This window comes from Paraburkholderia sp. JHI2823, from assembly GCF_038900695.1.
GTDB classification, from domain to species: domain Bacteria; phylum Pseudomonadota; class Gammaproteobacteria; order Burkholderiales; family Burkholderiaceae; genus Paraburkholderia; species Paraburkholderia mimosarum.
In genome coordinates this window covers 1-11,047 of sequence record NZ_JAYMRY010000079.1, presented here as the reverse complement: position 1 = coordinate 11,047, position 11,047 = coordinate 1, and the positions used below count along the sequence as shown (strand labels likewise).

Here is an 11,047-nt window from a genome sequence, read left to right as displayed (position 1 = left end):
CGTTCTGATTCATCAATGTCAGGTATGGAGCGGCGAAGTACCATTCTTCATCCGATACATCCGTTGGGTAGGGTCTGCGTTTTTTCATCCCGCCAGGGTACCAGGTCTGGCCGAAAGTTCATAACACTGTCTAAGGCAATGCTGATCAAGTCCACCGTGCACGACTGTCATGCGTTATAGCGCGAGCATGTAACGGCGAAAGCGTAAGACGATGAAACAACTGACACTGGCGATGGCTGTCGATCAATGCGCGGGATTCGGTGCGCAGCGCAAACCTACGCGACGCGAAGCGTTTCTCGATGAGATGAACACGATCGTGCCGTGGGCGCAGCTGTGCGCAGTGGTGGAGCCGTTCTATCCGAAACGCGGCAATGGTCGCCCGTCGCTTGCGCTGGAGCGCATGTTGCGAATTCATTTTGTGCAGCACTGGTTCAATCTTGCCGACGTTGCATGCGAAGAGGCGCTGTACGACAGCCTCAGCCTGCGCCGTTTCGTTGGCATTGACCTTGGCAGCGAAACGGTTCCGGACGCCACCACGCTGCTCAAATTCCGGCATCTGCTGGAAGAGCACAAGCTGGGCGAGCGAATCTTCGCGGAAGTGGGCGTGGTGCTGCAGGCGCGGGGAGCAACGCTCAAGAGTGGCACGATAGTCGACGCCACACTGATCGGTGCGCCCTCGTCGACGAAGAACAAGGAGAAGGCACGTGACCCCTAGATGCATCAGACGCGCAAAGGCCAGCAGTGGTATTTCGGCATGAAGCTCCATATCGGTGTGGACAGTCAGATCGGGCTGGCTCATAGTGCGGTCGTGACGGCCGCCAACGTACACGACAACATCCGCTGCCACGGTTGCTGCACGGTGACGAGCAACGCATCTACGGTGACAGCGCTTACGCGAGCCAGAAAGCACTGATTCACAGTAAGGCCCCGAAGGCACGTGACTTCACCAACAAGCGCACGCGCCGCAAGGACATCGTCGACGAGGTGGCGCGCCGCAAGAACCGCAACAAGCCGAAGATCCGTGCCCGGGTCGAGCACGTGTTCGCGGTCGTGAAGCGGCTGAAAGGTTCGTTATCGCGGGCTGGCGAAAAACGCCGATCGCGCTTTCGTTGCGCTCGCACTGGCCAATCTTTACATGTGGCGAGGTCGCTCGACGGCACAGGTGCGCCCGTAGAGGGCCAAAGACGGGCGAAGAGCCCGTGCAGAGCCCCTCAAGGGTGCGTATTTCGGCGAAGCCGAACACGGATTTCGGTTGAAGTCGAACAGTGTTTCCGGAGGAATATGAACAGCCGTTTCGGTTGAAGTCGAACGGTTTCGGAGAATTCCGGAATTGGTGTTCGGTGCTCCGAAACGCGTGTTCATCTTCCCGAAATCGGTGTTCAGCCCGCCGAAATGCGTGTTCGGTGGACCGAAACGAAAGGTGCGGTTTCGGTTGGCGGTACTGCGGATGGCTCAATCGGCCGGCGGTTAAGGTGGCTCCTTTTGGGAGAAACCGACGATGCCGGCTCACCGGACGACCATGCGCAAAATAAAAGATGTGCTTCGCCTGAAATGGACCTGTAATCTGTCTCACCGGCAGGTGAGCGGCGCGCTCGGCGTCGGGCTCGGTACCATTACCCAATATCTGCAGCTTGCCGCTTCGGCCGGCCTGGACTGGGCGAAGATCGAGCCGCTGTCCGAGGCAGAGCTGGAGCAGTTGCTCGTCAACGGCAGTGTTCCGACGACGGCTGCAGGCAAGCGCATAGAGCCAGACTGCGCCTGGATCCACCGGGAATTGCGCCGCAAAGGCGTGACGTTGCAGTTGCTGTGGGAAGAGTACGTCGCCGCGAATCCCGGCCAGCGGACCTTGCGCTACACGCAGTTCTGTCAGCGATACAAGGACTGGGCGCAGACGCTGAAGCGGTCGATGCCCCAGCAACACTACGCGGGCGAGAAGCTGTTCGCCGACTACGCCGGGCAAACGGTACCGGTTCTCGATCGCGACGGCGGCGTTGCGTTCAAGGCTCACATCTTCGTCGCCGTGATCGGCGCATCGAATTACACGTATGCCTGCGCCACGCGCTCGGAAGCGACACCCGACTGGATCGGCGGCCTCATTGACGCGATGGAGTTCTATGGCGGCGTGCCAAGGTTGCTCGTGCCCGACAACCCGAAGGCACTGATCTCGAACGCCGACCGCTACGAACCCACGCTCGGCCTGACCACGCAGGACTTCGTGAGCCATTACGATACCGCGATGCTGCCGGCGCGCCCTCGCAAGCCGAAGGATAAGGCGAAGGTCGAAGTCGGCGTGCAGATCGTCGAACGCTGGATTCTTGCCCGCCTCCGGAATCACCGGTCCTACAGTCTGGCCGAACTGAACAAGGCGATCGCTGGGTTGATCAACGATCTGAATACGCGGCCGTTCAAGAAGCTCGATGGCACTCGGCGCGAGTGGTTCGAGCGACTCGACAAACCGGCGCTGCGCCCGCTGCCGACGCGCCGCTACGAAATCGCCACCTTCCAGAAGTGCCGCATCAACATTGACTCGCATATCGAGGTCGATGGCCACTACTACAGCGCGCCGCACAGCCTTGTACGCCAGGAAGTCCACGCGCGCGTGACGCGCTACGGTGTGGAAATCCTGCATGGCGGCAAACGCGTCGCCGCCCACGCTCGCAGTCGGCTCAAAGGGAAGTACACCACCGTGGCAGAGCATATGCCTGCGGCTTACCGCGCCCACATGGAATGGACACCGAGCCGGTTGCTGAACTGGGGCGCATCGATCGGCGTCAGCGCCGAGGCGGTCGTCAGGCATTTGCTGACGAACCGTCCGCACCCAGAAATGGGATACCGCGCGTGCCTGGGCCTGCTGTCGCTGTCGCGCAAATACGGCAAGGAGAGGCTGGAAGCGGCGTGCCAGCGCGCACTCGTGATTGGCGCGCCAACCCAGCGGTCCGTGCGCACCATCCTGCAAACCGGCTCCGACAAGCAACCGCTGCCACAAAGCGGGGCCACCGAATGGCAGTCGCCCCTGCACGAGAACGTGCGCGGGCCCAAGTATTACCACTGACCCAAGGAGGTCACGATGTTGATGCAGCAAACCCTCTCCCAGCTCAAGGCCCTGAAGCTGGACGGCATGGCTCGCGCGTTCGAGGAACAGGCCGCGCTGACGGCCAGCACGAGCCTGTCGTTCGAGGAACGCTTCGGCATGGTCGTGGATCGTGAGATCGCCTGGCGCGATACCCGCCGGCTCGAGCGATTGCTCAAGTCTGCGAAACTCAAGAATCCCCAAGCCTGCATTGAGGACATCGAGTACCGGCAGAGCCGTGGGCTCGACAAGGGTATGGTCGCCACGCTCGCCGGCTGTGACTGGATCCGCAATGCACAGAACCTCATCCTCACGGGGCCAACTGGTGCCGGAAAAACCTGGGTTGCCTGCGCCTTCGGCCAGCAGGCCTGCCGACAGGGCTTCTCCGTGCTGTACGTGCGCGTCGCGCGGCTGTTCGAGGAATTGAAGATCGCCCACGGCGACGGCAGCTTCACACGTCGGCTCGCGCAGCTCGCCAAGATGGACGTCTTGTTGCTCGACGACTGGGGACTGCAGGACGTCGACCAGGGCGCGCGCAACGATCTGCTCGAAGTGCTCGACGATCGCGTCGGCACGCGATCCACGATCATCACAAGCCAACTGCCCCTTGAACACTGGCACGCCTGGCTGCAAGACCCGACCCTCGCCGACGCAATCCTCGACCGCCTCGTCCATCAGGCTCACAAGCTTCCGTTGAAGGGCGATTCGATGCGCAAGAAGAACGCACCTGATCAAAAAGTAGCCTGATCTCGAACACCCGCAGTACAATCTAAGCACTACGCAGCACCTCCCTCCTGGCCTGTTCGACTTCACCGAAACGGGCGTTCAGCTTCCCCGAAATTCGCACTCAAGGGGCTCAACATGAGCTGCAATGCCCGCTTTTATGGCTGTTATTCGCGATCTCAAAATTTTACACATGCCTTGGTCGCAACCAGTCGTGTTTACCGGGCTTGATCAGCGCAGCCCTAATGTAGAGTTTCTAATCGAATCGTTGGTCAGCGAGCCATCATCGGCGCCGACGACCGTCAAGTATCAACCTGAACGAGTCAAATCTGTTTCGAATGTGGATCAATATCACAATATCACCAATCACGAGTTTTCTAGGCATGAAATTTATTTTCATATCCTGAAGATTTTTTGATATCGATCGATCGGTTTCGTCGGGGATATACCTCACCGGGATCTGCCGCTCCTGCACGCCCCACCTGCAGACCTCACGTGGGCGCATCAATCAAACACATTGGCGTCGGCCGTCGGGGCGGCAGTTGCGTCGTCGCCTTCCGCCCAGCGCGAGATACAGCTTCACCGTTGCCAGCGGGTTCTGTCGCGATAACGGAGAGGGGACGAGTCCGATCGATTTCATTAGAGATCCTTATATCACCAGCGAGTAGAACTGCGCGGCCACTGACGGATGGGTACCTCCCGACTGCCATAGAGGGTTCTGCAAACCGTTGGCGAGGGATTCGAAGCTCTCGCCACCCTCAACCACGCAGGCATATTCCCAGCGCGAGAACGCCAGCACGAAGTGATACAGCCGGTGCTCGAACGGTGCGCCGCCGATCGTCACGCACAACTTGCTCATATCGGTGAAGTCAGACAGCCCGCGCACGCCGGGCTGATGCTCCTGGGGGAAGAAGATCTCCTGGCTGGGACCTTCGAGCGCCCGCCATTGAGAAATGCGTCGTTCCAGCGTGCGCCGCATGCTGTCGGGATAGCAGCCCGGGTGATCATCCTGCAGCTTGCGCAGGATCGTGATGCCCATCAGATGGGGAGCGTTACGCAGCAACGGCACGACCTCGCTGTCCCAGACATCGGCGAACGGATCGGGACGCGTACGCCAGGAGCGCCGCGGCTTCTGGGATGGCAACGTCGCGTCACGCTCGATGCGGCGTGCGCTGCGAACACTTATTCCTGCCTTGGCGGCCGCGAGTTCCTGCGGATGGTGTTTGCGCTTGTTCATGTAGAGGCGAACCTGTTGATCGGTGATGCGGGTTCCAGACATGTGCTGACCGCTTCTTCTTTAAGAATCGATCAGCCATCCTATTGCCCCGCCGACGCGGCGCCGCCGGTGGCTCGTCGTCTCCGGCGGCTACGCCGCCTCCGACTCCTCACCACAGGCCAAAACAAACGTCACGACCGGCCAACATAATTGGCGCCCCCCAGCGTCGGCTTCGCCACTTTCTGGCTCGCCTGTCTCCAGTTGATGCCACTGTGCGAAGCGATGGCCTGGCTCGATCACGACAGTGTCGCTGTCCCGTGATCGGGTAATTCCCGTTCGCTGCGCGACGGCGAAGTCTGCGCTGCAAACCGCTTTAGCAATTCCTTCGCGCGACGATCGCGCCTCGGGTCACCCAGATCCAGTGTTTCAAATTCCGCGTCCACCCACGCTCCCGGCTCATTACGAATCTGCATTCGAAAAGTAGAGAGTAAACGCGAAATTCTGGCCGTTAACAACCCCCATCACGCCGGTGCATCGCTCAATGTGTGCATCGCTCAATGCGCTTTCGGACGAACAGCTGCTACTGCACCACTTCTGTATAACGAGATGGGTTAAATGGTTCAACAATGAAAGAGGGTACGGATTCATTCAGCCAGACGACGGAAGCTGCGATCTGTTTGTGCATTACTCTGATATCCATATAGAGGGATTCAAGACGCTACAGGATAATCAAAGGGTAACCTTCGAAGTAAAAAACGGGCCCAAGGGCAGGCAGGCGATAAGCATCCGGCCACTCTGACCATGCGCTTTCTGGTAATGCCGCGGGAGTAAGCAAGACGTGGGCGAAATGCGGCGTCAGGTGCCCGCCTGTAGGTGGCGTTTAATCTGGGCGAGGAGAACTGAAACCGAACACTGGTTGATAGCCGAGGTGACACAGCGGCGGAATGGTCGCTGCGCGTGATACGGAAGCTGTCCTCATCGGGAACGCAAGGGCGCGATGCAATCCCGGCACTGCGCACGCTTCTAGCGTCCAACTCGCAGCTTGGCATGTCAATGTCACATAGGTGTCGTGTATGGCGTCCGGATCGAAGGTTGGGCTTGGGCTGCTTTCGGTGTAGGCCTATCACCTCATGCCGGATGCGCGGGGCTCTGATCCCACCCCTGTTATTGACGTGCTCGTTCGATACACGGCTAGCTGTATCGTGCATCCGGATATCGCGGGTTCTGTTATTGCAACATGCAGCGAACGGGAAGGTGCTTCGGTCCACAAACGAAGTTTGACTCCATGTATTCGACCTCACCCACTAGCTCAGCGCGTTGCAATCTCGGAATGAGCTCGTCGAATAGAATCCGCATCTCCATGTGCGCGAGATGTTGACCAAGGCATACGTGGCCGCCGACACCGAACGCAATATGTGGGTTGGGTTTGCGATCAACATTGAATGTGAATGGCGAAGGGAAGACTTCTTCGTCGCGGTTCGCCGAGCCATAGCACAACATCAGCCAATCTCCCTTGCGAATTTTGCGGCCTCGGATATTAGTGTCGTTAGTCGCTGTACGCATGAAATGATGAACCGGCGATGCGAATCTAAGGCATTCATCGATAAACTGTGGAATGAGCGATCGATTTGCCTGAAGCTGTGGTAGCAACTCCATAAAGCGGCACAATGCCCACATTGCGACCGACGTGGACGACGACACTGTATGATGCCCTGCGGCAGCGATAATTACGTAATAGCCGAGGCGGGTTACGTCATCGATAGGCTGCCCATTGATGACCGCGTTGGCTAACAAAGTCGCGACATCATTGCGCGGGTCCTTCCGGCGCGCTTCGTTTAAGCTTTCGAAGTACTCCCTGAAGTCGTCAACTACAGACAGGAGCGCCTTGCCCGTCGCACTGCTCGCGTCGCCTTGGCGCAGTGTATCGCGTGTGTATTCGGTATCCTCACTTCCGAACATCTCGTAAGTTAGTGCAAGTATGCGAGGAAAATCCTCCTGAGGGACGCCGAGAATATCCATGATTACGTGCAGTGGGTACTGCGACGCGAATGCGCCTGAAAAATCGATCACCTTTCCGTTGTGTTGCTGCAGCTTGGCGACCATTGCACGGGCTAGCGATCTAATGCGGCCTTCAAGCTTGAGAATACTGTTCGACATGAACCAGGATTGAGTCAGCGCGCGTAGACTTTTGTGTTCTTCGCCGTCGATGTGCACGAGCGATCGAACAATGTTCGGCGAACCGGTCGCGGATATAATGTGCTCTATCGATGCCTTAGGGCGACACACGACAGAATAATCTCCATTGTGGAATAGAGAATTATTCCGTGAGATCATAGAGACGTCGGCGTGTTTTGTAATCACCCAAAACGGGTCATGCCCGTCAGCCGTCGCTCTCCCGACAGGGTTGTTTGCGCGTGCCCAAGTGTAAATTTCGTGGAGGCCATCGATGTCCGTGTGGGACTTCGGATCGACGATGCGGTTCGCTATTTCTCTTGGTAGGTCATATTTTTGCATTCTGTTGAAGTCCAGGTGAGGTTCGTGTTAGTGGATGCGCGGCACGAAAAAGCGTCTACGCGATGATCCAGTCTGTTAATGTAGAGAGCTCCTTTCAGTTGATGCTTACCGAGCGATTTAACTTTATCGCAGGCGTGTGCTCCCCGTGGGTGGTGGTTGGTGTGGTGGCTGTCCATTTTCGTCTGGTATATGTAATTATAATATTAGATTTCTCATGGCATCCTTAATCCAGATCAACATTGTTCATTGATATCGACGATATTCCGGATGCGCGGCAGAACGTATGCAAATTAATGCGCGAGTCTCATGCTGAAGTTAAGATAATTAGTCGGCTCTGAACAATTCGTTTCGCGCGGCGCGGCCATCATGCCGTGAAGACGACAGTGGGCGAGCGGTTGCCTTCCTCGCTTAAGTTAGCTTTAAGTCCTCGGTCGTATCTTGAATGCAAGCGCGGTGGGACGGACAGCCAGCGAGGCGCCAACTGAACCGTGTGGAGAAAACGACAACCCACGCGGAGAACGCAAAATGCTCGCACTGAAAAAAACTGACAATTGGCGTAGTGTCGGCCACGCTGCCGGCCTGTGACGTCCTGCCGGTCGGCGTCGGCCAGCCGACCCTGCGGATCGACAGGATGACGGTCGGCGGGACTGCCGGAACCGGCGGGGCACAATAGTGTTGCCCATCCAGTCCCTTCAAGATCCGCGCGATTACAGCATCAACGGGCGATTTTTCAGGCGCATGCTGCGTCTGGCGCGTCCGTACTGGACACGTCCAGGCGCATGGCATTCATGGCTGATATTCGGTCTGTATCTCGGATATTCCTCGGCCGAGGTCATACTGGGCGCCAAGCTGTCGTTTCTCACCAAGCATATGAGCGATGCACTGGTCAGTGGTGCAAGGGGACCGAGCCCAGTATTGCGACTGGTGCGAAGCCATGGTTCTGATTGGGTCATCCTCTTGCGCCCCCGCTGTTTGCAGATGACCGTGTCGCCCGGACAATGAGCCATTCCTGACTGGCGTTGCGCACGCAACAGCCATGGTTCTGCAGAAACCCTTTGGACCTTGTCCGGCACCAACGTTTCTCTGGGGCGGCTAACCGCCAGGGCAGGCGTGAGTTCCATCACCGCATGCTTGAACCCGATGGATGTCTGGTGCGATTCGGTTCGCAACCAGCTTGAGAAAACGGATGCGATACCCGACCTTGCAGGCGGCCGTGACAAGATGACGGAAGAAATTTCGGCGAATGGTCATGACGATGAAAATGCCCATCATCATGACCATTCGCCGATGGACAGAGATTTGTGCCTTGACTTCGGCCGGCTAATGGGTGTCGCAATAAGGTAGTCTGCTATGCTGACGGGCCTTAATGCGACAGATCTGGCATTTTTGATACGGTCCAGTTTCGGATCGCTGATGTGCGTCATATCGCATAGTCTGATGACGGAGTGCGCCAACGTTTGAACCAAATGCACCTTGGCCGGAATCCGCCTATTTCAGGTCCCACGTCTTTTGCGTTCTTGAATGGAAGAGCTGAATGAACTTGCGAAATCTCATGACTATATTGACTGCGACTCTGCTGTGCATTTGTGGTTGTAGCGAACATGGGACGCCTTCCGCGCCAGACCCCTCAGCAGTGACAGGGTCGCGGTCCGATGAGACAGCAATTCCCGTGCGCCTGTCGGCGAACACCGGTGGGTTCGCAACGGCGACCGGGTCAAACGACTCCGCCGTCACGGTAGCTAGCCTCGCTGATCTGCTGGCCGCATTTAACGCCCGACAGCACCACATTCTCGTCAAAGGAGAAATCTACGGCGGGCCACGACTGACGACGGTCACGTTCGCTAGCACCGCTTGGAACAACACCACGATCGAAGGTGCAGATGGAGGCAGTGCTGTGTTGAAAAACATCCAGCTCAAATTTGACGGAGAAATGCTGCCAGATGGCAAATACATCGAAAATGTCGTGATCAGAAACATCACTTTCCATGGCGTTATCCGGGACCTCCAAGCTCTGCCTGCCCAAGTTTACGGCACGTCCAGTAACGTCGGTATCAACTATGAAGGTGTGTCGCTGCGCCGGGTCAACAATGCGTGGATCGACCATTGTGCCTTCTATGATACGAGCGACGGCCTGATGAGCGTGACACTGTCGTCGGACAATGTGACGGTTTCCTATAGCCAGTTCTATTTCACCAGCGAATGGCTGAAGATGCGCCCCGATCCCGTCTGGAACTGGACGGGCACAAACCAGGACTTGGCCAATGAGCGTCTGGCGATGATTGTGGGCGCAAACCGTCTCGATTCCTATTCATATGGAGGTAATAGGCTGCATGTCACGTTGCATCACAACCAGTTCGGCCCGAACCTGAAGGGACGTCCACTGCTGCGGGGCTGGGTTCACGCCTACAACAACTATTTCGACAACGGGGAGACACCCACCGGCCTCACGGCGACCGGATCAGACGAGACACAGTACACCGCCCTGCAGATTGGCAGCGGCAGCGTTGTATATTCGGAAAAGAACTATTTTTTCAGGACAAACCGAAGCATTCAGGTTGGCTTGGATTCGTCGGGTGACGCCCATTCTTTTTATGAAAACGCTAACCTCTACGACCGGACCACCGGCGTATCGGCAAAGGGGGACGCTTTCACAGTTGCGCCAGTTAGTTACACGTATCGTGCCAGAATAGCCTCGTCTGTTCTCCAAGCTGTGCAGATCTTTGGTCCTCGGTAGGCACACTATAAGCAGCAATCCATCGACCGCTTACGCAAAGACGATATGGCAAGGTCTGGAGCGCGTCATGACGGCAGCGGAAACTCTACGCGGACTGCGCCATGAACTCGCGTAGTCCGAGATGTGTATAACGCGGTGGGCTAAACGAATGAAAGGGACTTCCGCGTCCCGACGCTGCGGCGGAAGCCGCGAATCGGCATCAACGTGCCATGATGAAGTTCTCGACCTTCATCAACACCAACAAGAGGGGAAGTCCATGTCTATTGTGACCATCGGAATCGACCTTGCCAAGAATGTATTCGCCGTCCACGGCGTGAACGAAGCCGGCAAACCAACGCTGGTCAAGCCGCGGGTCTCACGGGATCAGCTGGTGACCTTGATCGCGCAATTACCGCCGTGTCTGATCGGCATGGAAGCGTGTTCCGGTGCACATCATTGGGCCCGCGCGTTCCAGCAGCACGGCCATACTGTCAAACTGATGGCACCCAAACTCGTTGCGCCTTATCGCATGTCGGGCAAGCGCGGCAAGAATGACGCAGCGGATGCTGCTGCGATCTGCGAAGCGGTGACGCGACCGAGCATGCGTTTCGTGCCGCTGAAAGACGAACATCAACAGCCGCCGCTTTGCCTGCACCGAACCCGGCAGGGGTTCGTCGAAGAGCGGCGTTGTTGCAGAAATCAGGCTGCTTCGCGGGGTCTTGACGTTTACGCGCAACGCTCGGGTTGACCAAAATGTTAACTTCACTTCGAACTGCGTAGATTCTTGCTTTTTTCGCCGAGAAGATGCGCA

The 11,047-nt window shown here is 57.4% G+C and carries 8 protein-coding genes and 4 pseudogenes; 8 read left to right on the top strand and 4 right to left on the bottom strand.

Annotated elements, in window-relative coordinates:
* Positions 1 to 88: pseudogene (locus tag VSR34_RS36685) on the bottom strand (IS5/IS1182 family transposase); the annotation flags it as partial.
* A 123-nt stretch (positions 89 to 211) separates the two neighbouring features.
* Between VSR34_RS36685 and VSR34_RS36680 the strand changes: the two are divergent.
* From VSR34_RS36680 to VSR34_RS36665, 4 genes and pseudogenes are all read left to right on the top strand, one after another.
* A pseudogene (locus tag VSR34_RS36680) lies at positions 212 to 1,174 on the top strand (IS5 family transposase).
* A gap of 324 nt (positions 1,175 to 1,498) precedes the next feature.
* On the top strand, positions 1,499 to 3,052 hold the full coding sequence (istA, locus tag VSR34_RS36675; protein WP_342965030.1) for an IS21 family transposase: 1,554 nt from the start codon (positions 1,499 to 1,501) through the stop codon (positions 3,050 to 3,052).
* 15 nt (positions 3,053 to 3,067) lie between these two features.
* A complete protein-coding gene (gene istB / locus VSR34_RS36670; protein ID WP_342965029.1) occupies positions 3,068 to 3,817 on the top strand; it encodes an IS21-like element ISBmu3 family helper ATPase IstB in 750 nt (249 codons plus the stop codon).
* 124 nt (positions 3,818 to 3,941) lie between these two features.
* Positions 3,942 to 4,211: a hypothetical protein gene (locus VSR34_RS36665; RefSeq protein ID WP_342965028.1), complete on the top strand. Its 270-nt coding sequence runs from the start codon at positions 3,942 to 3,944 to the stop codon at positions 4,209 to 4,211.
* A 276-nt stretch (positions 4,212 to 4,487) separates the two neighbouring features.
* On the opposite strand, the pseudogene VSR34_RS36660 reads toward VSR34_RS36665, so the two are convergent.
* Positions 4,488 to 5,072 (bottom strand): annotated as a pseudogene (locus VSR34_RS36660) (IS21 family transposase); the annotation flags it as partial.
* 233 nt (positions 5,073 to 5,305) lie between these two features.
* Positions 5,306 to 5,482: a transposase DNA-binding-containing protein gene (locus VSR34_RS36655; RefSeq protein ID WP_342965027.1), complete on the bottom strand. Its 177-nt coding sequence runs from the start codon at positions 5,480 to 5,482 to the stop codon at positions 5,306 to 5,308.
* A 125-nt stretch (positions 5,483 to 5,607) separates the two neighbouring features.
* Between VSR34_RS36655 and VSR34_RS36650 the strand changes: the two genes are divergently transcribed.
* Positions 5,608 to 5,808 carry a cold shock domain-containing protein gene (locus VSR34_RS36650; RefSeq protein ID WP_342965031.1) on the top strand — a complete coding sequence of 67 codons (201 nt, stop codon included), beginning with the start codon at positions 5,608 to 5,610 and terminating at the stop codon, positions 5,806 to 5,808.
* Positions 5,809 to 6,236: 428 nt separating this feature from the next.
* Here the strand turns inward: VSR34_RS36650 and VSR34_RS36645 are convergent, their stop codons facing one another.
* Positions 6,237 to 7,523 carry a cytochrome P450 gene (locus tag VSR34_RS36645; protein ID WP_342965026.1) on the bottom strand — a complete coding sequence of 429 codons (1,287 nt, stop codon included), beginning with the start codon at positions 7,521 to 7,523 and terminating at the stop codon, positions 6,237 to 6,239.
* 1,110 nt (positions 7,524 to 8,633) lie between these two features.
* Here VSR34_RS36645 and VSR34_RS36640 point away from each other — a divergent pair.
* From VSR34_RS36640 to VSR34_RS36630, 3 genes and pseudogenes are all read left to right on the top strand, one after another.
* Positions 8,634 to 8,867 (top strand): hypothetical protein, encoded by a 234-nt coding sequence (locus tag VSR34_RS36640; RefSeq protein WP_342965025.1) that lies wholly within the window; start codon positions 8,634 to 8,636, stop codon positions 8,865 to 8,867.
* Between the two features lie 190 nt (positions 8,868 to 9,057).
* Positions 9,058 to 10,257 carry a pectate lyase gene (locus VSR34_RS36635; protein ID WP_342965024.1) on the top strand — a complete coding sequence of 400 codons (1,200 nt, stop codon included), beginning with the start codon at positions 9,058 to 9,060 and terminating at the stop codon, positions 10,255 to 10,257.
* A 256-nt stretch (positions 10,258 to 10,513) separates the two neighbouring features.
* Positions 10,514 to 10,957 (top strand): annotated as a pseudogene (locus tag VSR34_RS36630) (IS110 family transposase); the annotation flags it as partial.
* Positions 10,958 to 11,047: the final 90 nt, after the last annotated feature.